Raw genomic sequence first — 25,847 nt, forward strand, 5'->3', positions numbered from 1 at the left:
TGCGCCTGCCGATAAGCCACACCCGGGCCAGACTCCCACCAGCCCCCTCGCCAAACAGTCATTCCGGCGCGACGTAGTTAGCTACATAGTTAGCGATGTACTGCAAACATCCACACGCCCCTGAAGCGAATCACAAAGATCGTACGAAGCATGCGTCGCCATATACGTGAATCGGCGTTTTTATTTCTAAACGTCTGTTTTAAATCTCATCCGTTTGCGGTGCGACGCATTATCGCGCGGGCCACCCGCACTCCCTTGATCGAACACCGATTTACCGTTCTTTTTCCCCCCATTGTCAACCGCCTTGCGCTCCGAAGCGTTTCCTGACTTTACCGGCCCTTTACCAAACTATTACGTTTCACCACGCCGCCTCTTGCAAAGCCATCTCGCCCCTGCTGTGCACGACGTATAAACCGCGATGTCCGCTCCGGGCAAACCGTTGTGCCACAACGGCCGCACCGAAGCATTGTCAGAACGATCCATGCCCCACTCGCAACCCTCGCGCCTGATGCGTGCTGCGGCCGCACTAAAGCGCCGCGCAGAAGCCCTGCACCTGCAGCTCTTCATCGCACCGGCGTTCGCGCTCGGCATCGGCGCGCTGCTGCTCGTGGTGTTCCAGCACCTGTCGCAGTCCGTCGATTACCGGTCGGTGATCCGTCACCTCTGGAATCTGACCCCGTCCGAATGGATGGGCGCAGTCGCCGCAACGGCCGTGAGCTTTGTCGCGCTCGTCGGGCGCGATGCGGTCGGGCTGCGCTACCTCGGCGCGCGCGTTCCGCGCGGCGCGCTCTGGGTCGGCGCCATCGCCGGATCGGCGCTCGGCAACGTCACCGGCTTCGGCGCGCTCACGGGCGGCGCCGTGCGTTGCCGCGTCTATGGCGGCTCGGGCGTGAGCGCCGCACAGATCGGCCGCATGACCGTATTCACGAGCGCCACGCTTGCGTTCGCACTCACGCTGATGACGGCGCTCGGCATGGCCGGCGCCGCCGGCACGCTCTCCGGCATGCTGCACCTCGCCCCGGAGAAGCTGCGCTGGATCGGCGGCGCGCTCCTCGCGTCCGGTGCCGCGCTGATCGTTGCATGCCCTACGAAGTCGCGCGAAATCGAGCCGTTCGGACGCGCCTGGCTGCGCTTTGCCGTGCCCGCGCGGCGCGACCTCGTCGCACAGTTGCTGCTCGCCGCGCTCGACGTCGTGGGCGCCGGGCTCGCGCTCTGGTCGGTGATGCCGCACGCGCAAGTCGCACTGGTCGATTTCCTGACCGTCTATAGCGCCGCGATGCTGCTCGGCCTGATCGGCCACACGCCCGGCGGCATCGGCGTGTTCGAGGCCGCGATGGTCTTCGCGCTCGGCTCCGCTGTGCCCGGCTCGCAGGTGCTTGCCGCGCTGCTGGCCTATCGCGCGATCTACTTCGGTGCGCCGCTGATCCTCTCGGCCGCGCTGCTCGCCGCGTTCGAGGGCCGCGCACTCGCGCGTCCCGGTGTGCGCCTCGCGCGCCGCGGCGCCAGCGGCGTCTCGCAACTCGCCCCGCTCTTCCTCGCCGTCGTCACGTTCGTAACCGGCGGCATGCTCGTGATCTCGGGCGCGACGCCCGCTTTCACGCACCGCATCGCCGTGCTGCAAACCATCCTGCCGCTCTGGGTGCTCGAAAGCTCGCAACTGCTCGGCAGCCTGCTCGGCGTGCTGTTGCTGTTCGTCGCGCGCGGGCTGCTGCGGCGCCTCGACGCGGCCTGGTGGCTCGCGCTCATGATCGCCGTCACCAACCTCGTGCTGTCGCTCGCGAAGGGTCTCGCGTTCGTCGAAGCGGGCATGCTGTGCGTGCTGATCGTGCTGCTGCTCGCCACGCGGCACCGCTTCAACCGCCGTTCGTCGCTGTTCGCCGAGCCCTTCACGACCGGCTGGCTCACCTCCGTGGGCTGCGTGATGGCGCTGGCCGTCTGGGTGCTGCTGTTCGCCTTCCGCGACGTGCAGTACTCGCACAATCTGTGGTGGCAGTTCGCCTTCGACGGACGCGCCCCGCGCGCGCTGCGCGCGACACTCGGCGCGAGCATGTTCGCCGCCGCGCTCGCAGCGCGGCAACTGCTGCGTCCGGCGGCGGGCCGCTTCGTGATGCCCCCGAGCGAAGATCTGGCCGAAGCGGCGCGCATCGTACGCGCGCAGGAACGCAGCGACGCCGGTCTCGCGCTCATGGGCGACAAGAGCTTCCTGTTCGCGGCCGAGCGCAACGCCTTCCTGATGTACGCCAAACGCGGCCGCACGTGGGCCGCGCTGCACGACCCCGTCGGCCCGCGCGAGGAATGGCCCGCGCTCGTTCGCGAGTTCGTTGCGCTCGCACACGCCCACGGAGGACGCGCCGCGTTCTACCAGGTGCGCGCCGACGCACTGCCGCTCTATCTCGACGCCGGTCTCACGCTGATGAAGCTCGGCGAAGAAGCGCGCGTGATGCTCGGCGAATTCGATCTCAAGGGTTCGCAGCGCGCGCATCTGCGCTACGCGCTCAAGCGCGGCGAACGCGACGGCTTCACGATCGAGCACATCGACTGCGCGCAGATGGACGCCCATCTGCCGACGCTGCGCGCGATCTCCGACGCCTGGCTCGACAGCCGCGATGCGCGCGAGAAGAGCTTCTCGGTGGCCGCCTTCGACGACGACTATCTCGCCGCGCAGTCGGCGCTGCTCGTGCGCCAGCACGGCGAGCCGCTCGCGTTCGTCACGTTCATGACGACCGACCTCAACACCGAGGCGACGGTCGGCGTGATGCGTCATCTGCCCGATGCGTCGTCGTACACGATGGAATATCTGTTCACGCAGCTCGCGCTGCATCTGAAGGCGGCGGGCTACGAGACGCTGTCGCTCGGCATGGCCCCGCTCTCGGGCATGGGGGCCACGCCGCTTGCCTCGCCGTGGCATCGCCTCGCCGGACTGATCTGGCGTTTCGGCGGCCGGTTCTACAACTTCCGGGGCCTGCGCGGCTTCAAGAACAAGTTTTCGCCGCGCTGGGAACCGCGCTATCTGGCCGCGTCGGGCTCGATCAGCGTCTTCATCACACTCGCCGATCTTTCACTGCTGGCTGGAGGCAGTCGTTCATGACCATTCGATTTCCGGCGCTGCCGCGCGTTATCGCCGCCTGCACCGCCTTGCTCGCCTGCGTGGCGGCGCATGCGGCCACCAACACGGCGCCAGCGCCTGTCACGGACGTGCCCGGCGGCCGCTACGGCGACGTCGCGGTCACGAAGCCGGCCGGCCCCATGCGCGGCTTCGCCGTGCTGTTCTCGGCAGGCGAGCATTGGGCGAGCGACGACCAGGCGCGCGCCGATGCCCTCGCGAAACACGGCGCGATGGTCGTGGGCGTGGACACGTCGCGCTATGCCGCGAACCTCGCCGCGGTGAAAACCGAGACCTGCCACAAGCTCTATAGCGACGCCGAAGCGATCGGCCATCAACTGGAGCGCCAACAGGAATCGAGCCAGTATTTCGCGCCGATCGCCATCGGCAGCGGCGAAGGCGCGCTGATCGCCGCGCGCATGCTCTCGCAGGCGCCCGCGAATACGCTCGCAGGCGCGATCTCGCTCGATCCCGCAGCGCGGCTCGACGCCCGCTTCGCGCCGTGCGCAGCCGATCCGAAACTGAGCCGCGGCACGGGCCTGCCTGGCTTCTTCGAGCAAGGCGTCACGAGCGGCGGCGCAAATACGCCGGCACTCGCGGGAGCCGCAGCGCACGTTGCCGCGCCGCACGTTTTCGCGCCGAACCTCACGGGCGCCGACAAGCTCGTCGCGCTGGCCGCGCCGCATCTGCGTGTCGTGACCGAAAGCGAGGAAGACATCTCCGATCTGCCGCTTGTCGAATTGCCTGCCGCGAAGCCGACCGACATGCTCGCCATCGTGATTTCAGGCGACGGCGGCTGGCGCGATCTCGACAAGACCATTGCGGAGGCGTTGCAGAAGAACGGCATCGCCGTGGTCGGCTGGGATTCGCTGCGCTACTTCTGGAAAGAGAAGCCGCCCGCGCAGACGAGCCACGATCTCGCGCGCGTGATCAAGGCCTATGCCGCGCACTGGCACGCGAAGCACATTGCGCTCGTGGGCTACTCATTCGGCGCGGATGTCATGCCGTTCGCCTATAACCGCCTGCCCGATGCGCTGCGCGCGAAGGTGTCGTACATGTCGCTGCTCGGCTTCGCGCCCGACGCCGATTTCCAGATCCGCGTGACGGGCTGGCTCGGCATGCCCGCGAGCGATTCGGCGCTGCCCGTGCGGCCTGAACTGGCGAGGGTACCGCCTGCAATCGTGCAATGCGTCTACGGCGCGGACGAAAAGGACACGCTCTGCCCGGCGCTCGTGAACACGGGGGTCGACGTCGTCAAGACGAGCGGCAGCCACCACTTCGACGGCGATTACAACGCGCTGGCCACGAAAATCATCGACGGCTGGAAGAAGGAGATCGCCGCGCGCGGGTAGCCATGCGCGCGGGTAGCCATGCGCGCAGCGCGCCGCGTCGCGCGCAGCATCAAATATCGAAGTACAGGTAGAACTCCCATGGATGCGGGCGCAACCGGATCGCATCCAGTTCGTGTACGCGCTTGTATTCCAGCCACGTATCGATCACGTCTTCGGTAAAGACATCGCCCTTGCGCAGGAACTCGTTGTCGGCTTCGAGCGCGTTGAGCGATTCATCGAGCGAACCCGGCACCTGGCGGACGTTCTTCGCCTGCTCGGGCGGCAGGTCGTAAATGTTGACGTCGAGCGGATCGCCCGGGTCCGTCTTGTTTTCGATGCCGTCGAGCCCGGCCATCAGCATCGCCGAAAATGCGAGGTACGCGTTGGCCGAGGGATCGGGACAACGGAATTCGACGCGTCGTGCATTCGGCGAATCGGAGTACATCGGAATGCGCGCGGCCGCCGAGCGGTTGCGTTGCGACATCGCAAGATTCACCGGCGCTTCGTAGCCGGGAACAAGGCGCTTATAGGAATTCGTGGTGGGCGCACAGAACGCCATCAACGCCGGAGCATGCTTGAGCAGGCCGCCAATGTACCAGCGGCAGAGGTTCGACGTGAGCGCCCAGCCGTGCGCGTCGTAGAACAGATTCTCTTTGTCTTTCCACAGGCTCTGGTGGCAGTGCATGCCGCTCGCGTTGTCGGCGAATAGCGGCTTCGGCATGAAGGTCGCCACCTTGCCCTTGCTGCGCGCCACGTTCTTGCAGATGTATTTGTAGATCATCACGTTGTCGGCCATCCGCTTGAGCGTCGCAAAGCGCATGTCGATTTCGTTCTGTCCCGCCGTCGCCACCTCGTGGTGATGCACCTCCACCTGCACGCCAGCCTGTTGCAGCATCAGCACGATGGTCGAGCGGATGTCCTGCAGGGTATCGTGCGGCGGCACCGGAAAATAGCCTTCCTTGAAGCGCGGCTTGTAGCCGAGATTGCCGCCGCCATACGCGCCCTCGTCGCGGCCGCTGTTCCAGTCCCCTTCGGCAGATTCGACAAAGTAGTAGCCGCTGTGCGCATCCTGACCAAAGCGGATCGAATCGAAGATGAAGAATTCGAGTTCGGGACCGAAGTAGCAGATCGTCGCAAGGCCGGTCTGCCGCAGATAATCCTCGGCTTTCTTCGCAACGTAACGCGGATCGCGCGAATACGGCTGATGCAGCACGGGATCGACGACATCGCAGATCAACGAGAGCGTGGGCGTCTCGCTCACGGGGTCGATGAACGCAGTGGTCGGATCCGGCTTTAAAAGCATGTCGGATTCCTGAATCTCCTGAAAACCGCGAATCGACGATCCGTCGAAACCAATCCCGTCTTCGAAAAGACCTTCGTGCACCTCGGGCAACGTGATGGAGAAGTGCTGCCAGAGGCCAGGCAGATCAGTGAACTTGAGATCGACGATCTGGATCTCGCGCTCGCGCAACAGCTTGATGACCTGCTGCGGCGTTTCGGGACGTGCGACGCGATAACTGCCGGCATCGACGGATACGTTGAGCGGCGAGGCACCGTGAGGACTGGACATGGCGTTTCTCCCGGTTTGACTACTGGTCGTGCGTGAGCGCCTGGAGACGGGCGTCGCCCGCGTCTTTCGCTGCGCGCTGCGTGGTGTAGCTTTCTTCGGATACCAGCGAGCGCCGGACCTCGCGCGCGTCGAAGTCGACCAGCGTAATGACCCACACCCAGCCGCCAGTCTGTTCGGCGGTTTGCACGAATGCGCGCACGTCGCCTTTGCCTTGAGCGTTCATCTGACCTCCGCAAATCGGCAGGAAACAGATCACAGGTAGCATCGCCCGTACCCGGGGCGCGCAGAACACGGGCAATGCAGTTGACGATCGGCGAATCAGGACAGCTTGCCGATGATGGCGCCCATTTCGCTCTTGGTGAAAGCGCGCAGCGTTTGCGTGCGGACGTTGCCCGCCGAGCCGAGCGCGAGGCCGAATGCAGTCAGCGACTGCTCGTCCGTCGCTTCGACGATGGCCACAATGTCGTAGTGGCCCAGCGTCCAGTAGACCTCTTTCATTTCACAGCCGAAGCCGCGTGCGACTTCCTCGACCTGGCTCGCCCGTTGCGGGCTGTTCTTGATGGTGCGGATTCCCTGATCGGTGAATTGTGCGAGCACTACATACGTTGCCATGGCGATCCCCCTTTACGAGTGAACGTGCCGGGATGCGCGCGATTTGCCGGGCGCAATGACAAGCCGGCTTCGTGCGCCATTTCATTTTAGGCAACGCGAACGGACATACCACGGCTCTCTACGCATTCGCGCGCCGCGCATCGCCCGGTTCACACAATCCGCAGACGAAAAAAAACGCCAGCGCAAAGGCTGGCGTCTCATCCATCGGACGGAAGATTTCAGCAGCGCTTATGCGACCGCCGTGGCCGCCTTGGCGTCCTCTTCCTGCTCCGCCGACGAACGGATCAGATATTCGAACGCACCGAGCGATGCCTTGGCGCCTTCGCCCACGGCAATCACGATCTGCTTGAACGGCACCGTCGTCACGTCGCCCGCGGCGAATACACCCGGAACCGACGTCTGACCTTTCGCGTCGACTTCGATCTCGCCGTGCTTCGACAGCGCAACCGTGCCCTTGAGCCATTCGGTATTCGGCACGAGGCCGATCTGAACGAACACGCCTTCCAGTTCGAGGTCATGCTTCACCTCCGTCGCACGGTCGAGATACGCGAGGCCCGTCACCTTCTGGCCGTCGCCGATGATTTCAGTGGTCTGCGCGCTTACATGCACGGTAACGTTCGGCAGGCTGCGCAGCTTGCGTTGCAACACTTCGTCCGCACGCAGTTGCGCGCCGAATTCGAGCAGCGTCACGTGGCTCACGATGCCCGCGAGGTCGATGGCCGCCTCGACGCCGGAATTGCCGCCGCCGATCACCGCCACGCGCTTGCCCTTGAAGAGCGGACCGTCGCAGTGCGGGCAGTACGCCACGCCCTTGTTGCGGTATTCCTGCTCGCCCGGCACGTTGACGTTGCGCCAGCGCGCGCCCGTCGCGAGCACCACGCTCTTTGCGCGCAGCGTCGCGCCGCTCGCGGTGCGGATCCCGATTGCCTTGTCGCCCGGCACGAGCGCCTCGGCGCGCTGGAGATTCATGATGTCGACGTCATAGGCGCGCACGTGCTGCTCCAGCGCCGCCGCGAATTTCGGCCCTTCCGTTTCCTGTACCGAGACGAAGTTCTCGATTGCCATCGTGTCGAGCACCTGGCCGCCGAAGCGCTCGGCCAGCACGCCGGTGCGAATACCCTTGCGCGCGGCGTAGATCGCTGCCGCTGCGCCAGCGGGTCCGCCGCCGACGATCAGCATGTCGAAAATGTCCTTCGCATCGAGCTTCTCTGCTGCGCGAGCGGTCGCGCCGGTATCGAGCTTCGCGAGAATTTCTTCGACGCCCATGCGGCCCTGGCCAAACACTTCGCCGTTCAGATAGATCGTCGGCACGGCCATGATCTGGCGCTGCTCGATTTCATCCTGGAACAGCGCGCCGTCGATCGTGACGATCTTCACGTTCGGGTTGAGCGTCGCCATCGCATTGAGCGACTGCACGACTTCCGGGCAGTTCTGGCACGACAGCGACATATAGACTTCGAACGAGAACACGCCGTCGAGCGCGCGTACTTGTTCGATTACGTCGTTTTCGAGCTTCACCGGATGGCCGCCCACCTGCAGCAGCGCGAGAACGAGCGACGTGAACTCATGGCCCATCGGAATGCCCGCGAACGCAACCTTGACGTCCGCATTGGCACGCCTGATTTCGAACGAAGGCACGCGCGCGTCGCCCGTTGCGGCGCCACGGCGTTCTTCATAGCGGATCCGGTCCGACAACGAATCAATTTCCTGCAAGAGCGCCTGCAGTTCCTGCGATTTTTCGCCATCGTCGAGGTACGCAACGATCTCGAGCGACTGCGTGATTTTTTCCAGGTAGCTTTTAAGTTGAGTCTTGAGATTGGCGTCGAGCATGGCGATTTCCGGCGGAGGTTGAAGCGGGGAGGGGAAGGCCTGATGAGGCGTCCGGGCCGCAAGCCGCGACGGCGCGGCCCGGAGGTGATACAGCCGTCGCGGCCGCGATGGCCGCTTGGGCTTTGCTGCTTGTTTTGCTGCTGGTGAAGCGCTTAGATCTTGCCGATGAGGTCGAGCGACGGCTTCAGCGTTTCAGCGCCCGGCGTCCACTTGGCGGGGCAGACTTCGCCCGGGTGCGCGGCGACGTATTGCGCAGCCTGCACCTTGCGCAGCAGTTCCTTCGCGTCACGGCCGATGCCGTTGTCGTGGATCTCGCACAGCTTGATGTCGCCTTGCGGGTTGATCACGAACGTGCCGCGCAGTGCGAGGCCTTCTTCTTCGATCATCACTTCGAAGTTGCGCGTGATCGCGCCGGTCGGATCGCCCACGAGCGGGTACTTGATCTTGGCGATCGTGTCCGACGTGTCGTGCCATGCCTTGTGCGTGAAGTGCGTGTCGGTCGAGACGCCGTAGATTTCGACGCCGAGCTTCTGGAATTCAGCGTAGTGGTCGGCCAGATCGCCCAGTTCCGTCGGGCACACGAACGTGAAGTCGGCCGGGTAGAACACGACAACAGACCACTTGCCCTTGAGGTTCTCTTCCGAAACCGGAACGAACTCGCCATTGTGATAAGCGGTGGCCTTGAACGGCTTGACTTGCGTGTTGATGAGAGACATGCGTTGCTTCCTCGCTCTGGGTTGGAATGGGTTGGAAAAGGTATGGGCAGAATTTACGTGAATCCGACCCGTTTGATAAATTGGTTGCTTTGATCGCGGGTATTGGGAATTGCTATCGGCCTTCGAAAGCGCCGCTATCACCGTGACCGTACACGCTAGCCGCAACGGATGCGCACAACGGGTGTGAGCAACGGATGTGGCAACCAACGGGGCGTGAGGATACAACGAAACTGCGACACTACGCCTCATTGCCCCGCTAATTTTCTGGAAATCCCGCTTGCATGCCCCGCGCATCGTGCAGCGAGCGCGCGTTGCCGCATCAAAGCGCGCCGCCGCGCGCGGTCGCTGCACGCGCCGTGAGACGCTCTCGCAGAAATTGCGTAAACGCACGGATCGTCACAGAACTTTCGCGATGCCGTGGATAAACCGCATGCAGCGCGACGGGCGGCGGAATGAACGGCGTGAGCACTTCGACCAGCAGCCCCGCATCGACCGATCCCGCGACGATGAAGTCCGGCAGATACGCGATGCCGAGTCCGGCGATGGCCGAGTCGCGGATCACTTCGCCATTGTTCGCCCGCAGCGGGCCTTGCACGTCGATCGACGTATCCACGCCGTCGACAACGAAGGCCCACGCTGCGCGTCCTTGCTGCCCGTATGGCAAGCACGCGTGCTGCGCGAGATCGGCGGGCGTAGCGGGTGCCTGGCGACGGCGGCGGTAACCGGGACTGCAGCACGCGATCATGCGCACGTCGATGAGCTTTTGCGCGACGAGCGTCGAATCCTGCAAACGCCCGATACGCAGCGCCATGTCGAATCCCTCGCCGATCACGTCGACGGTGCGGTCGCTCAGATCCATGTCGAAGCGCACGTCTGGATGCGCACGCAAGAATTCGGCGACGAGCGGCGACAGATGCACCATGCCGAACGACATCGGCGCGCTCACTTTCAGCAGCCCGCGCGGCTCGGTGCGGCGTGCGGACATGGCGCGTTCGGCGTCGCCCACGTCCGCGAGAATGCGCTTCGCGCGCTCGTAAAAATCCTGCCCAAGCTCCGTCACGGCCACATTGCGCGTATTGCGCACGAGCAGCCGCACGCCGAGGCTCCCCTCCAGCGCGGCCACGCGCCGGCTCACGAACTGCTTTGAGAGGCGCAGCCGGTTGGCCGCGGCCGTGAAATTGCCCGCGTCCACGGCTGCGATGAAGATCCGCATGTCGTCGAATTGCATGGCGATTGTCCACTTGGTAGTGACAGTGAGTCGTATTTTACGGCAATTAGACACAGTCTGATTGACCTAAACTACGCTTCATTCAACCGGACAACATCACTGGAGGTCGAAATGATTGAACTTCGCAAGGCAGATCAGCGCGGTCGTGGCGAACACGGCTGGCTCAGCTCGCGTCACACGTTCTCGTTCGCGAACTACTACGATCCGAAGCAGATCGGCTTCTCGGATCTGCTCGTCATCAACGATGATCGCGTCGCCCAGGCACGCGGCTTCGGCAAGCACCCGCACCGTGACATGGAAATCTTCTCGTACGTGCTCGAAGGCGCGCTCGAGCACAAGGATTCGATGGGCAACGGCTCGGTGATCGTCCCCGGCGACGTGCAGCTCATGAGCGCGGGCACCGGCGTTACGCACAGCGAGTTCAACCATTCGGCGAATGAACTCGTGCACTTCCTGCAGATCTGGATCGCGCCGAATGTGAAGGGCGCACAGCCGCGTTACGCGCAGAAGAACTTCTCCGAGGCCGAAAAGCGCGGCAAGCTGCGGCTCGTGCTCTCGCCGGACGGCGCCGAGGGCTCGCTGGAGATACGCCAGGACGCGCACGTTTATGCAGGCCGCTTCGACGGCGCGGAAAGCGCGAAGCTCGCAATCGGCGCAGATCGCTTCGCTTACGTGCACGTGGCACGCGGCAGTGTGAGTGTTAACGGCGTCGCGTTTGGCGAAGGCGATGGTGCACGCATCCGCAACGAACGCGAACTGACGTTCAGCCAGGGCGACGACGCCGAAGTGCTGGTCTTCGATCTTCGCAACATCGAGTCGTCGGAATTCTGGTCATAACACGTGGCATTGAAGCGTGGAATTGCATAGCCTGTATGAGAGGCCCGCCCGGGCCTCTCTTTCAGCAGGCTTCATATCGGCATAAAAGAACTGAAACAACGTCATCCCGTCGGAGGGAAACATGCGATACAACCTGTTCGGCCAGGGTAACGACGCGGTCCTGCTCGTGTCGCGCATCCTGCTTGCTACGCTGTTCGTGCTGTTCGGTTGGCAAAAAGCCAGTGGCTTCACGGGTACCGTCATGTACATGGCGCACGTCGGCGCACCGGCGCCCACCGTGTCGGCAGCCATCGCCGTCGTGATGGAACTGGTCGTCGGCCTGCTGATCGTCGTGGGTTTGTTCACGCGCCCGCTCGCCGTGCTGCTCGCGCTCTACACCATCGGCGCAGCCCTCATCGGCCATCGCTTCTGGACCGAGACCGGCATGGCGCAAACAGGCGACATGATCAACTTCTACAAGAACGTCAGCATCGCGGGCGGACTGCTCGCGCTCGCCGTGGCCGGGCCCGGACGCCTCTCGCTCGACCGGAAGTAATCGCCTGCCCGAGCGCATTCGCGCTCCCCTCCCCCAAGGCGCGATACGCTTGACGCATCGCGCCTTTTTCATTGCCGTTGCACCCGGCGCCTGCACTGAGCGCTTGCTCTGCGCTGTTGCACCGCACTAAAGCGCGGTCCTGGCCTTGGGCCTGAAACGGCGTCTTCTGCGCTACCATCCCTAACGTCACCCAACACAAAAACACAGGGAGAGAGGCACGACATGTCCACGGCCACACCCGGCGCAACGCCGGGCTTCTACCAGCGCCACCTCAAGGACCTGCTCGCCGGCTGCGCCATCGCCGGCCTGCTGCTGCCCGAAGCCGTTGCGTACGCCAACATCGGCAACGTGCCGCCGCAAGCCGGTATCGTCGCGCTGATCGCGGGCCTCGTGATCTATGGCGTGATCGGCAACAGTCGTTTCGCCGTTGTGTCCTCAACGTCTTCATCGGCCGCCGTGCTCGCCGCCGTCACGCTCTCCGCATCCGGCGGCGACGCCGCCACACGGCTCCTGCTCGGCGCAGGCATCATCATCATGGCCGGCCTGTTCTTCCTCGTTGCAAGCGCCGCGCGCCTCGGCAACATGTCCGACTTCATCGCCAAGTCCGTGCTGCGCGGCTTCACGTTCGGGCTCGCCATCACCATCGTTCTCAAGCAGTGCGGACTCGCACTGCGCGTGAACCCCGCGCACTCGGACGCGCCGCGCTATCTGTGGGGCCTGCTCGAAACGACGAAGCAGTGGAGCCTTTACGGCGGCGCACTCGCCATCGTCGCGCTCGTCATTCTGTACGCGCTCAAACGCTGGCCGCGCGTGCCCGCCACGCTCGTCGTGATCGTGCTGTCCATCGTGCTCGGCTATGCCGTCGATCTCTCGCACTACGGCATCGTGCAGGTGGGCCAGATCGACCTCGCGCACATCGGTTTCGGCCTGCCCGATCTCGAACGCACCCAATGGCTGCGCTGCGGCGAACTGGCCTTCGCGATGATGCTGATCGTCTACGCCGAGTCGTATGGCTCGATACGCGGCTTTGCACTAAAACACGACGACCCGTTCTCGCCGAACCGCGATCTCGCCGCGCTCGGCGCGAGCAATCTCGTCTCCGGGCTCTTCGGCGGCATGCCGGTGGGCGCCGGTTATTCGGGGACCTCCGCCAACGAGGCGGCGGGCGCGCAGACGCGCGTCGCCGCGTGGACCGCCGCCGCCGTCATCGCGCTGATGGTCGCGCTCCTGCTGCCGCAAATCGCGCATATTCCCGAGCCGGTGCTGGCCGCCATCGTGATTCACGCGGTGAGCCACACGATCAATCCGCACGTATTCGCGCCGTATCTCAAGTGGCGGCGCGACCGCTTTCTCGCGCTCGGCGCATGTTTTGCGGTGCTCCTGCTCGGCGTGCTGGACGGGCTGCTGCTCGCCATCGCCGTGAGTCTGCTCTGGACGCTGCGCAATCTTTCGGAGCCGAAGGTGAGCGTGCTGGGGCGGCTCGGCGACACGCACGATTTCGTCGATACGCGCAGCCATCCGGATGCCCATCCGGTGCCGGGCATGATCATCGTGCGGCCAGAAGCGCCGCTTTTCTTCGCCAATGTCGAGCGCGTGCTCTCGCATCTGCGCATGCTCACGGCGAAGCACGACGAGACCATGCGGCACACGATCATCAGCCTCGAAGAATCGGCCGATATCGACGGCTCGACCATCGAAGCCCTGCAGACCTACGCCGCCGAAGTCTCGCGAGACGGCCGCCGGCTCGTGCTTGCGCGCCTCAAGCCGCGCGTCTTGCACGTGCTCACGCGCGCGGCAACCGACGCGCTGCCCGTTGCGGCGCTGAACGAACTGAGCGTGGACGTCTGTGTGCATTCGTTACTCGATGCGCAGGCAACGACTCACTGAAGCGAGGTTTGGTCGCTGGCTGCGGCAATTCGATCAAATTTACTTTCCCCGATCTCCCGTGCGATGATTCGATCAAATCGTGACGCGCATCGCAGGCAGGCGGCGCGCGTCCGGAAAAAAGCACACAGGAGACACCCATGCCAACCCGTCAACGCGTGAACCGGGACCGCGCGCAGCGCGTTCTTGCACGCGAGCGCGATGCCTTTATCGCGGCGTGCTGATCACGCCGTTCCACAACATGATGCTCGTGTGCCCGGACACCACGGCCGCCGACATCGACCGCCTGCTCGAAGCCTTCGACGCATGTGTGGGGGAACTGACATGAGCCGCACCACGTCGCGATGAAAACACGCACCCACCAATCGTTGCAGGACGAAACCTACGCAACGCTGCGCCGATGGCTGAGCCTCGGACGCTTCGTGCCCGGCGAGCGGCTGCGCATCCACGCACTCGCCGAACAACTGGACGTAGGCGAGATGCCGGTGCGCGCGGCGCTCGGGCGTCTCGCGGCGGAATCCGCGCTCGTGAGCGTGCCCAATCGCGGCGTGCTGGTGCCGCAGCTCACGCGCGCGCAATTCGACGATGCGTTGAACGTGCGTGTGATGCTCGAAGGCGAAGCGGCGCGCCTCGCTACGCCCCGGCTCACCGACGACGAGATCGCGCAGCTCGACGCACTTTGCGCGCACATGGGCGAGGCGCTTGCGCAGAACAAACCCACGCGTTATCTGGACGCCAACGAGGTGTTCCACCTCGTGCTGTACCGCGCATGCGGCTCGCCGCTGCTCGTCGATCTGATCGAGACCGTCTGGCTGCAAGTCGGGCCGATCTCGAACCTGCTGTTCGACGACAGCGGCTTTGCGGCCACGCTCAACGACGCTCACGACGACCTGATGCGGCAGCTCAAGCGCCGCGATGCGGAAGGCGTGCGGCGCGCAATCGAACACGATTTGCGGCACACCGCGCAGCAGTTGCACAAGCACTGCCTGCCTGATGCAGCGGATAGCCACGCGGACAACGGCGCTGGCGACACGCAAATCCGTGCCCGCGCCGGTCGGCCCGCACGACGCCGCACCGCGCCTGCGCAGCTGCGGACTTGATCGCCCTGGCCGCACGCGAACAACAACGCGCGCACGGCCGCTCCCAACCAGCGGGAAATAGTCCATCTCCGCTCGCGCACGAATCGGTGCGCGTTTTGCGGCGATAATCACGCCTTCGCGGCAACAGCAAGCACGCTGCGCCGCACGGCGCGACGGCTGCACCGCCAGCGTCGACGCATGCACGAAAACGTGCGACACTCACGCGCCGCGCGCCCATCAGGTCGCGCACCCGGCGCCCACAGCCTCCCTCGCACGCACTATGAACACCCCTTCCCGACCTTCTGTCCCCGCCACCCCGAGCGCTTCGTCGCGCAAGGCAATGACGCTGCTGCTGTTCCTCGCGCTGATCGGCGCGAGCGGCGTTGCCGTGTCACTCGCCGCACGGCATTTCCTCTGAACGCGGCCATCCGCCCGCCAGTCCGCTAGTTCCCCCGTTTTTGCCCATGTACAAGAAAGGCGTTGCCCTCGAAATCCAGTTCTCGCCCGAACGCCTGAACGACGGCGCAGGCGATCCCTACTGGATCGACCTCACCGCCAATGAAGCCACCCGATTGCTGGAAGCGTTGCAGACGCAACTGAGTCATGGCGCAGGCGGCACGTCGTCGCCGCGCGTCGTCGCGCTCGATACGCCGCGCGCGAAAGACGCCGATGCAGCGTCCCACGACGCACACAACGGCACCGCAACCGCAACGGCTGCCGACGACGGCTTCAAACAATGGGTCTGCGTGATCTGCGGCTGGGTCTACGACGAAGCGGCGGGCGCGCCCGACGACGGCCTCGCGCCGGGTACGCGCTGGGCAGACGTGCCCGACGAATGGCGCTGTCCGCTCTGCGACGTCGGCAAGGACGATTTCGCGCTGGTCGAGTTCTAGGCGTTGCCGCGCAGGCCACACGAGTCGCACGGGCTGCCCAGCCTACGAACGGCTTTCAGGGTCCGGGTGAAAAACAGACGCTTGCGTCATGCAAAGCGGAACCGAACTACAATGCATGCCGTCCGATGCATTGCTGTGTGATCTGGTCCGAACATGTTCCGCTTTCCGAGATTTTCCCTGTATCCGCTGAGTCCGTTGCTGGCTGCGGTTGTCGTCGCATTGAGCGCATGCTCGTCGCCGAAGCCGAAATTCCAGGACGATCAGCTGCTGAGCAGCGCACCCAACCAGTTCTCGCGCAGCTTCAGCTACGCGAGCGGCGACGCCTGCGAAGCGTCGCGCCGCGCCCTCCTGAGCCAGGGTTACATGACGACGCTGGGGCACGACGGCACCGTCGATGCCTCGAAGAACTTCCAGCCCGAGAGCGATTCGCACATCGTGGTTGAAATCCACGTGGTCTGTACGGACGGCGACGCGACGAACACGAGCATGGTCTACGTGAATGCCGTGCAAAACGGCTTTGCGCTGAAGAAGAGCGATACGTCGGCAAGCGTGGGATTGTCGATTCTGGGGTCGGTCTCGCTGCCGATCCGCTCGAACAGCGACGCGATGGTCAAGATTTCGAGCGAAACGATCCAGTCCAGCAAGTTTTACGACCGTTTCTTCGAACTGGTCGGGAACTATCTGGGTGCGGCTGCGCGTAGCGAAGCCGTACCGGATGCGGGGAAGATCAAGGTCACGCCGCTGCCGCCGCCCGTTACTGTGCCGGCTGCCGCACCGCATCCGGCAGCGCCGGATACCGCTGCAACGGCTGCATCGGCTGATCCGGCGTCCCTGCTTCGACCCGTTGCAGCAGGCGTGACGCCTCAAACGGCGCTCGCGCCCGTCACGGCACCGCATGCGACCGGCGCAGCGGTGGCGGCCAGCGACGCAGCCGCGGCAACACACGTTGCCGCCACTTCCGCGGCAGCGCCTGCGGCGGCCAGCGCGACGACGCTGGCGTCCACGCCCGCCATAACGGCAGCTCCGGCTCCCGCAGCTCAAGGCGGCAGCAGCACGGCAGGTGCAAGCGCAACCGGCAGCAGCAACGCGACAACGGGCGCTGCACCCGCTTCAGCAACGCCTGCTACGCCTTAACCGGTTCCAGCACTTCAAGCCCCCCAGGCACCTTTCAATCTCCGCAACGCTGCGGCGCCAGGTGAGCGCCCACTCGCGCGCTTGCGCCCACCCGCTGCGGTGCGGCGCGTTCTTGCGCCGCCTTGCGCCTGGCTGCACGCTTTAGCGCAACCCAACCATCAGCGCGCCCATGCCCACGAGCAAACTGCCCATCAGCCGGTTCATTGCGCGCACGCGCCTGGGCCGTTGCAGCGTGTGGCGCAGCCGGTGCGAGAACATTGCCATCGATACCATGCCGCCCACGAACAGCACGACAAACGTCACCGCCAGCAGCAGAAATTGACGGTTTTCGCTCCAGTGCGCGTCGGCACGCATGAACTGCGGAAAGAACGACGGAAAGAACAGCAGCGTCTTCGGATTGAGTCCCGAGGTCGCGAAGCCGCGCCAGAACAGATCGCGGCGGCTGTCGCCCGATGCATCGTCACTCGCCTGTGCACCCACCAGTGCACCGCTGCGCCATTGCTTGAAACCGAGCCAGACGAGATAAGCCGCACCGAGCCAGCGCAGCACGGTGAGTGCGTGCTCACTGATGAGAAGCAGGGAATTGAGGCAAAGCCCGGTCACCGTGAGCTGGAGCAGCACGGCAACCGTGCTGCCCCAGACGCAGGGCAGCGCATGACGCCAGCCGGCCTGAAGCGCGTGGCCCATGGTCATGACATTGACGGGACCGGGCGTGTAGACGAGTACGAGTGCGGCGGCAAGAAAAGACAGATACAGCTGGATCGACATCGTTGTGGTTCTGCAAAACAGGCAAGGGAATCGGCGTGTGAATGCCTTCACGCCCTCCGGACGGTCCGCCGCAGCTTGTGGCTGCGGCGGCGCGCCCCGCGCAGGCAAGATGGCCGCACGGGTCGTGCCGGGGCATGAAGGCACGCCGGAAAATATACCGGCCGCGCCGCTGTAAAGGCTTCCTGTTTTTGTGCCGCCTCGGGCAGAATGCAGAACGTTATTCCGTATTAACTCGCATTGACTGAACAGAATTCTTTTTCACCATGATCGCCCGCGAACGCCCCGCCCGAACACTCGACAGCCAGGATCGCAAGATCCTGCGCGCGCTGCAGACGAATGCACGCCTGTCCAATGCCGAACTGGCCGAACAGGTCGGCATGTCCACCACGGCGTGCTGGAATCGCACGCGCCAGCTTGAAGCGGATGGCTATATCGACGGCTATGTCGCGCTCGTGAACCAGAAAAAGCTCGGATACGCGGACATCGTGATTCTGGAAGTGACGCTCGACCGCCACGAGGACGACGCCCTCGCCCGCTTCGGCGAAGCGCTCGCGGCGCTGCCCGAGGTGCTGGAGGCCTATCTCGTCTCGGGCGAATACGACTACTGGATCAAGGTTGCGGTCGATGGAACCGCGGGCTATGAGCGCTTCCTGCGCGAGAAGCTCTATCGCATTGCGGGCATCCGGCACAGCCGGTCGATGTTCGCGTTGCGCTGCATGAAAGACGTGCCTTCGATGCAGGTGTAAGCCGCACGCCTCGACAGCCGCTATGCGCCGCTTTCCGGCGCTTTCGCGACATCGCCGTCGCTGCGCGCCTGGGCATCGCGCATTTTCGCGAGCGCCTTCGGCCCGAGGCCGAGCGCCACGGCAATTGCGAGCGCATCGATCACCGCGAGATGCGCGATGCGCGAAACACCGGGCGCATGCGGCTCCGTCGCAGCGGGCACGCGCAGCAGCAGCGGGATGTCGGCCACCCACGCGAGCCGCGAGCCGGCATTCGTGAGCGCGATGGTGGTCGCGCCGCGCTCCTTCGCAATCTGGATGCTCTCGTTCACCTCGACGCTGCGCCCCGAATGCGAGATCGCGAACGCCACGTCGCCGGGTTCGAGCAGGCCGGCGTAGAGCCGCTGGAGGTGCGCGTCGGTGAACGCGCTCGCCGCGATGTCGAGCCGCAGCATGCGCAGCGCCGCGTCCTGCGCGACCAGTCCCGAGCCCGCGCCCACGCCGAAGAAGTACACGCGCCTTGCACTGCCGAGCGCCGCCACCGCAGCCGCGAACACGGCCGGATCGAGCGACGCGCGCGCGTGCGCGACGCCTTGCACGACCGACTCGGTCACCTTGTCGAGCAGCGTGCCGATCTCGTCGCCGCTCTCCACGCCCGACGGCGACGCATAGGGCACACCGCCCGCCGCGCTCTGCGCGAGCCGCATCTTGAAGTCGCGCAGGCCGTGCGCGCCCACCGCCCGGCAAAAGCGCGTCACCGAAGGCTCGGACACGTCCGCGCGCTGCGCAAGCTCGGTGATGCTCGCGCGCATGGCGAAGTCGATGTCGCCCAGCACCATGTCGGCGACCTTGCGCTCGGCGGGCCGCAGCGACGCGGCGACATCGCGGATGTGATGGATCAGATTGGAGACCGGCAAGCTGGATTTCCCGTGGATTGGCCGATGAGCCCCGATGTGCCCCGATGTGCACAATGCTCAGTTTCGAATTCAGTCGCTATCGAGCCGCTTGCCGCTTTCGGTGTCGAACAGATGCAAATGCGCGCGAGGCAGACCGAGCGTCATGCGCTGCCCCGGCTCGACTTGCGGCCGCGCGCGCGTGGTGACGCACCAGGTTGAGCCGCCTATTTTCCCGTACATATGGGTCTCCGCGCCAGTCGGCTCGATCACGTCGACGTTGAACGGCAGCTCGCCGCCCGCCTCGATGTGCTCCGGCCGGATTCCGAGCGTCACGCGCGCGCCTTGCTGCGCCCGGCCTTCGGGAAGCGGCACGCGCAAGCCGTCTTCGAGCACGAGCGCCGTGCCGCGCGCATCGCTCATCACCGTGCCCTGCGCGAAGTTCATCGAAGGCGAGCCGAGGAAGCTCGCCACGAACAGGTTGCCCGGCCGGTCGTAAAGATCGAGCGGGCGGCCGATCTGTTCGATGCGGCCCGCGTTCATCACGACGATGCGGTCGGCCATCGTCATCGCCTCGATCTGGTCGTGCGTCACATAGACGACCGTATTGCGCAGGCGCTGGTGCAGCGCCTTGATTTCCGTGCGCATCTGCACGCGCAGCTTGGCGTCGAGGTTCGAGAGCGGTTCGTCGAAGAGGAACAACGCGGGCTCGCGCACCACGGCGCGGCCCATCGCCACGCGCTGGCGCTGGCCGCCCGAGAGCGCGCGCGGCAGGCGTTCGAGATAGCTCGACAGATTGAGCATCTTCGCCGCAGCCTCGATGCGCGGCTTGAACGTGTCCTCGCGTTCCTTGCGGATGCGCGGGCCGAACGCGATGTTGTCGTACACCGAAAGATGCGGATAGAGCGCGTAGCTCTGGAACACCATCGACACGTTGCGCTGCTGCGGCGGCAGGCCGTTCGCGCGCGTGCCGCCAATCGTGAGATCGCCGCCGCTGATGTCTTCGAGACCGGCGATCATGCGCATAAGGGTCGTCTTGCCGCAACCCGATGGGCCGACCAGCACGACGAACTCGCCATCCTCGATGTCGAGGTCGACGCCGTGCACGACCTGCGTTTCGCCGTAGCGTTTGTAGATGCCGTTCAGTTGTACCGCTGCCATGCTTGCCTCGTTCGCTGATTGCGCGTGCGCGCGTGTGTTCTGCAAATTGCGGTCCGGACGCTTCAGAGCGGATCGAGCGTCAGTTCGTTTGCCATGATCCGGTTGCCGGCCATGAGGCCCGCGTCCACCGGCAGCGCAACGCCCGTGATCACGCGCGCCTGCGGCGACGCGAGAAACAGCACCGCATCGGCGATGTCCTCGGGCGCCGCCACGTCGCCGAGCGGATACCACTTCTTCAGTTCCTCGAAGATCTGCGGATGCTGCGCGACACGCGCCTGCCACGCGGGCGTCTTCACCGTGCCCGGGCACACGAGATTCGCGCGGATGCCGTACTGCCCCAATTCGATCGCCAGCGCCTTCGTGTAGCTCACGAGCCCCGCCTTCGCCGCGCTATACGCGGGATGCCCGAGCGCCGCGAGTCCGTTCACGGAGCCGACCAGCACGATCGCGCCGCGCCGCCGCTCGATCATCGACTGGCGCACCGTTTCGACCGTGTAATACGCGCCGTTGAGATTCAGGTCGATATCGCGCCGCCAGCCCGCCGCGTCGGTGCGCGCGAGCGTCGTGCCGAGCGCGCCGCCCGCATTCGCCACGACGACGTCTACCGGCCCGCGCGCGGCCACTCCAGCCGACACGACAGCGGCGAGCGCGTCGGCGTCGCTCACGTCTGCAACGAGCGCCTCCAGCCGTTGCTCACCCCATTGCGTACGCAACGATTGCACACCCGCCTCGTCGCGATCGAGCGCGAGCACCGTATCGCCCGCATCGAGAAACTGTTTGCACAGCGCACGGCCTATTCCGCCGCTCGCGCCCGTCACCAGCACCACCCGGCTCATGTTCGACTCTCCAGAAGGCTCGCTAGCCCTGCTCTCATACCTGAAAATTTCCTACACATCACTTAAAAACAGAGCAGCGGCGTCCGGGTTAACGCGCGCTGGATTTTCTGCTGCGGCGCACGATTTCTCCCGGTTTTACAGTATGTTAGGCAATATGCTGACGGGAAACCAATATCGCGTTTACCAGGTGACAACGCTTTTTTCATCCTGTAGGATTTTTTCAAACAACGCAACCCAGCGCCGGGGCCACGGCGGCGGCATAGCAGGGCATAACCACTACAGGAGATAGAGAATGTCGTTTCAGCAACGTGCATCCACCATGCTCGGCAAGCTTGCCGTCGCACTCGCCTTCGCGGGCATCACGGTCGCAGCGCACGCCGACACCGTTCGCGTGACCGTCGCGCACTACAGCGACGCCACCGCACCGTACTTCGAAAAAATGGCCAGGCAGTTCGAGGCCGCCAATCCCGGCACGACGATCAAGATCGAAGACGTGAACTGGGATTCGCTGCAACAGAAACTGCAAACGGACATCGCGGGCGGCGCGAACGCGGACCTCGCGATTATCGGCACGCGCTGGTTGCTCGACTTCGTGAAGGACGGCATCGCCGAACCGCTCGACAGCTACATGGACGCGAATTTCAAGGCGCGCTTCATCGGCCCGTTCCTGGCGCCTGGCGAAATCAACGGCAAGGTGTATGGCCTGCCGATTGCCGCTTCGGCGCGCGCGCTTTACTACAACAAGGACATGCTCGCTTCGGTCGGCTATCCGAACGGTCCGAAGACCTGGAACGACGTGGTGGACGCGTCGAAGAAGCTGAAAGCCAAGGGCATTGCCGGCTTCGGTCTGCAAGGCAAGGAAATCGAAACCGACGTGTATTTCTACTACGCGCTGTGGACCCACGGCGGCGAAGTGGTGGGCAAGGACGGCAAGGCGGCGTTCAATTCGCCGGAAGGCGTGAAGGCCGCGACGCTCTACAAGTCGATGATCGACCAGGGCCTCACGCAGCCGGGCGTGACGGGCTACAGCCGCGAAGACGTGCAAAACCTCTTCAAGCAGGGCCGCGTGGCGATGATGATCTCGGCGCCGTTCCTCGCAAAGCAGCTCAAGAAGGAAGCTCCGAACATCCATTACGGCATCGACGCGATCCCGGTCGCCACGACGCCCGCGACGTATGCCGTGACCGACTCGATCATGATGTTCAAGAACTCGAAGGTGAAGAAGAGCGCCTGGAAGTTCCTCGACTTCCTGTTCACGAAGGGACCGCGCGTGGAGTTCACGAGCACGGAAGGCTTCCTGCCGACGACGAAGGCTGAGGCGGCCGACCCGGCGTTCAAGGATGCGGACACGCAGGCGTTCATCGCACTGCTGCCGCACGCACGGTTCGCGCCGACCGTGACGGGCTGGGAAGACACCGCGAAGGCCGTGACAAACGCGATGCAGTCGATCTACCTCGGCAAGGCCAAGCCCGCCGACGCACTGAACCAGGCTGCGACGGAAGCGAACAAGTCGCTCGGCAAGTAAGCGCCGGAAAGCAACACGCAGCATCACGCAGCTACGGCAGAAACGTCGCACATGCGGGCACGGCTCGCGTGCGCGGCGCTCCGCCGGAGCGTTGGAGTAATGTAGTCACCACGGCGCAACAACATGACTTCCGGTCCCCTGAGACAAACCGGGCAAGCGCAGCCAGCCAGTCCGGCACCCGGCGGCGCCCCCGACCGTACACGCGAATCCATCCGCATGAGCCGCTCCAACCGTGCCGTCGCCGTACCCCGCGCGCCCTGGCTCCTGATCGTGCCGAGTCTGTTGCTCGCGCTGTTCATCATCAGTTACCCGATCTTCAACATCGTGTACCAGTCGCTGCACGAGGTGTCGCGCTTCGGGCAGATCCGCGGTTTCAGCGGCCTGCAGAATTTCTATAACGTGCTCGGCGATCCCGTGTTCATGAGCGCGCTGCGCAACACGCTCGTCTGGACGTTTTTCGTGGTCGCGGGCACCGTGCTGATTTCGGTGCCGGTCGCGCTCATCCTCAACCAGGACTTCTATGGGCGCGGCGTCGCGCGCACGATCGTGATGCTGCCGTGGTCCGTCTCGCTCACGATGACCGCCGTGGTGTGGCGCTGGGCGTTCAACGACGACTACGGCATGGTCAACGTGACGCTGCAGCGTCTCGGCTTCATTTCAGGGCCCATTCACTGGCTCGCCACGCCGGAATATGCGTTCCCTGTCGAGATTGCCGTCGGCATACTCGTGTCGATTCCGTTCACGACGACGATCCTGCTCGGCGGACTTTCGTCGGTTCCGGGCGACATCTACGAAGCCGCGCGAATCGACGGCGCAAGCGCCTGGCAGCAGTTCCGCCAGCTCACGCTGCCGCTGCTGAAACCGTTCATCAACATGGCGATCCTGCTGAACGTGATCTACGTGTTCAACTCGTTCCCGATCATCTGGGTCATGACGCAAGGCGGCCCCGACGACAGCACGCACATTCTCGTCACCTACCTCTACGAAACAGGCTTCCGTCTGGGACGCCCCGGCGAAGCGGCGGCAGTGTCGCTCGTCATGCTCGTGATCCTGTTCGCATTCTCGATCGCCTATCTGCGCCTGCAGGCCATGCGCAGCAGCAGTTCGGAAGGAGACCTCGCATGAACCGCAAGCTCAAACGCTCGCTGCTCTGCTGGCTCGCGCTCTCGCCGCTGGTGGTCGCCGTGCTGTTCCCGTTCGCCGTGATGTTCTTCACGTCGTTCAAGCCCGCCTCCGAAGTGTTCGTGTTTCCCGCGCGCTGGCTGCCGGTGCACTGGCGCTGGCAGAACTACGTCGACATGTGGGAAGCCGCGAACTTCGGCGTCGCGCTGCGCAACAGCATCATCGTGAGCGTGCTCTCGACTTCGCTCGCGCTCGCCGTGAGCCTGCCCGCCGCCTACGTGCTCGCACGCTTTCCGTTCCGCGGACGCGGCCTGTACAAGCAATTCCTGCTCGTCACGCAGATGCTTTCGCCGATCCTGCTGGTGGTGGGTCTGTTCCGGCTCGCCGCGATGATTCCGTTCGGCGACGGCAACCTCGTCGATTCGAAGATCGGCGTGATCGTTTCGTATGCGGCATTCAACATCGCGTTTGCCGTGTGGATGCTCTCGTCGTACTTCCAGACGGTGCCGCGCGATCTCGAAGAATCGGCGTGGCTCGAAGGCAGCAGCCGCATGGGCGCGGTGTTTCGCGTGTTCCTGCCGCTCGCCGTGCCCGCCGTGGTGGTCACCGCGATCTTCACGTTCATCAGCGCGTGGAATGAATTCGCCGTGGTCTATACGCTGATCCGCTCGCCCGAGAACAAGACGCTCACGGTGCAGGTCACCGACATGGTGGCCGGCAAGTACACCGTCGAATGGCAACTCGTGATGGCCGCCACGCTCGCGGCGACGCTGCCCGTTTCGGTGGTATTCGCGTGGCTGCAGCGCTATATGGTCAAAGGACTCGCGCTCGGCGCGGTCAAGTAGCGACAAAAGCGTGCTCACGGCCGCGCGCCGCGTAGGCGACGAAGCGCAGACGGAAGCCCTCGCGGGCTTCACGCCTGAAGAAGCCGAACAGTTCAGCCAGATGCTGCAGCGCGTGCGCGCCAATCCGGGACCGCTCGTCGAGCGTTGACGGTATTTATCGCGTGGCAACCTTGCGCTGCCGCCACAGGCACAGCAGGTCGCACGCAATGTGCGCAGCCGCAATCGCAGTAATTTCGCTGTGGTCGTACGCGGGCGCCACTTCCACCACATCCGCGCCAATCAGATTCACGGCTTCGAGTCCGCGCACGATCGCAAGCGCCTGCGCCGACGAAAGACCGCCCGGCACCGGCGTGCCCGTGCCGGGCGCAAAGGCCGGATCGAGGCAGTCGATATCGAACGTAAGATACGCGGGCCGCTCGCCGACGATATCCAGAATGCGCTGGCGCGCCGCTGCTGGACCATGCTCGTGGACCCACGCGGCGTCAAGCATATTGATGCCGAGAAAGTCCTCATTCCACGTGCGAATCCCCACCTGGACCGAAGTCTTCGGATCGATAAGCCCATCTTTCACGGCCTTGTAGAACATCGTGCCGTGATTGAGGCTGTCCGGCGAATCGTCGGCCCATGTATCGCAGTGCGCGTCGAAGTGAATCAGCGAAAGCGGCTTGCCGTATTTTTCCGCGTGTGCAATCAAAAGCGGATACGTGATGAAGTGATCGCCGCCGAATGTGAGCATCTTCGCGTTCGAGCGCAGGATCGTGCGTGCGTGCTCCACGATGGCGGGCTTGATCGACAGTGGATTGTGAGCGTCGAACCAGCAGTCGCCGTAGTCGGTTACCGCGAGCGTTTCGAACGGATCGAAGCCCCACGGATACGGATCGAGTTCGGCAAGCTGCACGCTGGCCGCACGCACCGCGCCAGGTCCGAGCCGCGCGCCGGAGCGAAACGTCGTGGCGAGATCGAACGGCACGCCCGACACGACGACATCGACGCCGTCGAGTTCGCGCGTGTAGTTGCGTCGCATGAACGACAGCACGCCGCTATAGGTGTTTTCGATGGAAGAACCGTGAAGCGATGGACGGCGAATCGCGCCGTCGCCATGGATGATGGCAGTCATGCAAGACCTGATTGAAAGGACCGCAGCGCTTGAAGCGGAAAAAGTGCGCCGCGGCGGCCGGATTCATTGGGAACGCGGCGGCAGGCATCAAATGCATTGCGTGCAT

The 25,847-nt window shown here is 64.5% G+C and carries 26 protein-coding genes; 15 read left to right on the forward strand and 11 right to left on the reverse strand.

Features of this window, described 5'->3' with window-relative positions:
* The first annotated feature begins 508 nt into the window (after window positions 1-508).
* Together mprF and EPN59_RS12755 are read left to right on the forward strand one after the other, a co-directional pair.
* Entirely contained in the window at window positions 509-3,088 is a 2,580-nt protein-coding gene (mprF, locus tag EPN59_RS12750) for a bifunctional lysylphosphatidylglycerol flippase/synthetase MprF (protein ID WP_293038357.1), read from the forward strand.
* Window positions 3,085-4,455, forward strand: coding sequence for an AcvB/VirJ family lysyl-phosphatidylglycerol hydrolase (locus EPN59_RS12755; RefSeq protein WP_293038303.1), 1,371 nt, complete (start codon window positions 3,085-3,087; stop codon window positions 4,453-4,455). The genes mprF and EPN59_RS12755 overlap by 4 nt, the downstream gene beginning before the upstream one ends.
* A gap of 49 nt (window positions 4,456-4,504) precedes the next feature.
* Here EPN59_RS12755 and glnA read toward each other — a convergent pair whose 3' ends face one another.
* The 6 genes from glnA to EPN59_RS12785 form a co-directional block, all read right to left on the reverse strand.
* Window positions 4,505-6,004, reverse strand: coding sequence for a type I glutamate--ammonia ligase (gene glnA / locus EPN59_RS12760; protein ID WP_293038300.1), 1,500 nt, complete (start codon window positions 6,002-6,004; stop codon window positions 4,505-4,507).
* Between the two features lie 19 nt (window positions 6,005-6,023).
* Entirely contained in the window at window positions 6,024-6,227 is a 204-nt protein-coding gene (locus EPN59_RS12765) for a hypothetical protein (protein ID WP_293038297.1), read from the reverse strand.
* Between the two features lie 95 nt (window positions 6,228-6,322).
* Entirely contained in the window at window positions 6,323-6,616 is a 294-nt protein-coding gene (locus EPN59_RS12770; RefSeq protein ID WP_293038295.1) for a GYD domain-containing protein, read from the reverse strand.
* A gap of 228 nt (window positions 6,617-6,844) precedes the next feature.
* Window positions 6,845-8,446, reverse strand: coding sequence for an alkyl hydroperoxide reductase subunit F (gene ahpF, locus EPN59_RS12775; protein ID WP_293038292.1), 1,602 nt, complete (start codon window positions 8,444-8,446; stop codon window positions 6,845-6,847).
* A gap of 152 nt (window positions 8,447-8,598) precedes the next feature.
* Window positions 8,599-9,162 (reverse strand): alkyl hydroperoxide reductase subunit C, encoded by a 564-nt coding sequence (gene ahpC / locus EPN59_RS12780; RefSeq protein WP_293038289.1) that lies wholly within the window; start codon window positions 9,160-9,162, stop codon window positions 8,599-8,601.
* A gap of 319 nt (window positions 9,163-9,481) precedes the next feature.
* The gene (locus tag EPN59_RS12785; protein WP_293038287.1) at window positions 9,482-10,390 is read right to left on the reverse strand and encodes a LysR family transcriptional regulator; all 909 of its coding nucleotides are present in this window, start codon (window positions 10,388-10,390) and stop codon (window positions 9,482-9,484) included.
* A 111-nt stretch (window positions 10,391-10,501) separates the two neighbouring features.
* Between EPN59_RS12785 and EPN59_RS12790 the strand changes: the two genes are divergently transcribed.
* The 8 genes from EPN59_RS12790 (at window position 10,502) to EPN59_RS12825 (ending at window position 16,752) form a co-directional block, all read left to right on the forward strand.
* Entirely contained in the window at window positions 10,502-11,227 is a 726-nt protein-coding gene (locus EPN59_RS12790; RefSeq protein ID WP_293038284.1) for a pirin family protein, read from the forward strand.
* A 121-nt stretch (window positions 11,228-11,348) separates the two neighbouring features.
* Window positions 11,349-11,762, forward strand: coding sequence for a DoxX family protein (locus tag EPN59_RS12795; protein ID WP_293038281.1), 414 nt, complete (start codon window positions 11,349-11,351; stop codon window positions 11,760-11,762).
* Window positions 11,763-11,984: 222 nt separating this feature from the next.
* Window positions 11,985-13,649: a SulP family inorganic anion transporter gene (locus EPN59_RS12800; protein ID WP_293038278.1), complete on the forward strand. Its 1,665-nt coding sequence runs from the start codon at window positions 11,985-11,987 to the stop codon at window positions 13,647-13,649.
* Between the two features lie 79 nt (window positions 13,650-13,728).
* Window positions 13,729-13,974 (forward strand): hypothetical protein, encoded by a 246-nt coding sequence (locus EPN59_RS12805; protein ID WP_293046150.1) that lies wholly within the window; start codon window positions 13,729-13,731, stop codon window positions 13,972-13,974.
* A gap of 16 nt (window positions 13,975-13,990) precedes the next feature.
* Window positions 13,991-14,746 (forward strand): GntR family transcriptional regulator, encoded by a 756-nt coding sequence (locus tag EPN59_RS12810; RefSeq protein ID WP_293038275.1) that lies wholly within the window; start codon window positions 13,991-13,993, stop codon window positions 14,744-14,746.
* A 259-nt stretch (window positions 14,747-15,005) separates the two neighbouring features.
* Window positions 15,006-15,143 (forward strand): hypothetical protein, encoded by a 138-nt coding sequence (locus tag EPN59_RS12815; RefSeq protein ID WP_293038272.1) that lies wholly within the window; start codon window positions 15,006-15,008, stop codon window positions 15,141-15,143.
* A gap of 46 nt (window positions 15,144-15,189) precedes the next feature.
* Window positions 15,190-15,618, forward strand: a complete 429-nt coding sequence (locus tag EPN59_RS12820; RefSeq protein ID WP_293038269.1) for a rubredoxin — start codon at window positions 15,190-15,192, stop codon at window positions 15,616-15,618.
* Window positions 15,619-15,771: 153 nt separating this feature from the next.
* A complete protein-coding gene (locus EPN59_RS12825; protein ID WP_293038266.1) occupies window positions 15,772-16,752 on the forward strand; it encodes a DUF2242 domain-containing protein in 981 nt (326 codons plus the stop codon).
* A 141-nt stretch (window positions 16,753-16,893) separates the two neighbouring features.
* Here the strand turns inward: EPN59_RS12825 and EPN59_RS12830 are convergent, their stop codons facing one another.
* Complete coding sequence (locus EPN59_RS12830; RefSeq protein WP_293038263.1) at window positions 16,894-17,520, reverse strand: LysE family translocator; 627 nt, start codon at window positions 17,518-17,520, stop codon at window positions 16,894-16,896.
* 263 nt (window positions 17,521-17,783) lie between these two features.
* Between EPN59_RS12830 and EPN59_RS12835 the strand changes: the two genes are divergently transcribed.
* Window positions 17,784-18,266: an Lrp/AsnC family transcriptional regulator gene (locus tag EPN59_RS12835; RefSeq protein ID WP_293038260.1), complete on the forward strand. Its 483-nt coding sequence runs from the start codon at window positions 17,784-17,786 to the stop codon at window positions 18,264-18,266.
* Between the two features lie 20 nt (window positions 18,267-18,286).
* Here EPN59_RS12835 and EPN59_RS12840 read toward each other — a convergent pair whose 3' ends face one another.
* The 3 genes from EPN59_RS12840 to EPN59_RS12850 all read right to left on the reverse strand — a co-directional run bounded on the left by EPN59_RS12840 (window position 18,287) and on the right by EPN59_RS12850 (window position 21,132).
* Complete coding sequence (locus tag EPN59_RS12840; protein WP_293046128.1) at window positions 18,287-19,159, reverse strand: SIS domain-containing protein; 873 nt, start codon at window positions 19,157-19,159, stop codon at window positions 18,287-18,289.
* Between the two features lie 69 nt (window positions 19,160-19,228).
* Window positions 19,229-20,296: a sn-glycerol-3-phosphate ABC transporter ATP-binding protein UgpC gene (gene ugpC / locus EPN59_RS12845; protein ID WP_293034666.1), complete on the reverse strand. Its 1,068-nt coding sequence runs from the start codon at window positions 20,294-20,296 to the stop codon at window positions 19,229-19,231.
* 62 nt (window positions 20,297-20,358) lie between these two features.
* Window positions 20,359-21,132: an SDR family oxidoreductase gene (locus EPN59_RS12850; protein WP_293034668.1), complete on the reverse strand. Its 774-nt coding sequence runs from the start codon at window positions 21,130-21,132 to the stop codon at window positions 20,359-20,361.
* 292 nt (window positions 21,133-21,424) lie between these two features.
* Here EPN59_RS12850 and EPN59_RS12855 point away from each other — a divergent pair, with 292 nt between their 5' ends.
* From EPN59_RS12855 to EPN59_RS12870, 4 genes are all read left to right on the forward strand, one after another.
* The gene (locus EPN59_RS12855; protein ID WP_293034670.1) at window positions 21,425-22,657 is read left to right on the forward strand and encodes a sugar ABC transporter substrate-binding protein; all 1,233 of its coding nucleotides are present in this window, start codon (window positions 21,425-21,427) and stop codon (window positions 22,655-22,657) included.
* A gap of 216 nt (window positions 22,658-22,873) precedes the next feature.
* A complete protein-coding gene (locus EPN59_RS12860) occupies window positions 22,874-23,782 on the forward strand; it encodes a sugar ABC transporter permease (protein WP_293034672.1) in 909 nt (302 codons plus the stop codon).
* On the forward strand, window positions 23,779-24,624 hold the full coding sequence (locus EPN59_RS12865; protein ID WP_293034674.1) for a carbohydrate ABC transporter permease: 846 nt from the start codon (window positions 23,779-23,781) through the stop codon (window positions 24,622-24,624). Before EPN59_RS12860 ends, EPN59_RS12865 begins: the two co-directional genes overlap by 4 nt.
* Before the next feature lie 10 nt (window positions 24,625-24,634).
* On the forward strand, window positions 24,635-24,772 hold the full coding sequence (locus EPN59_RS12870) for a hypothetical protein (RefSeq protein ID WP_293034676.1): 138 nt from the start codon (window positions 24,635-24,637) through the stop codon (window positions 24,770-24,772).
* Window positions 24,773-24,778: 6 nt separating this feature from the next.
* Here EPN59_RS12870 and speB read toward each other — a convergent pair whose 3' ends face one another.
* Complete coding sequence (speB, locus tag EPN59_RS12875; RefSeq protein ID WP_293034678.1) at window positions 24,779-25,741, reverse strand: agmatinase; 963 nt, start codon at window positions 25,739-25,741, stop codon at window positions 24,779-24,781.
* Window positions 25,742-25,847 lie beyond the last annotated feature (106 nt).

It is taken from the genome of Paraburkholderia sp., from assembly GCF_004298475.1.
Taxonomy (GTDB): Bacteria; Pseudomonadota; Gammaproteobacteria; order Burkholderiales; family Burkholderiaceae; genus Paraburkholderia; species Paraburkholderia denitrificans.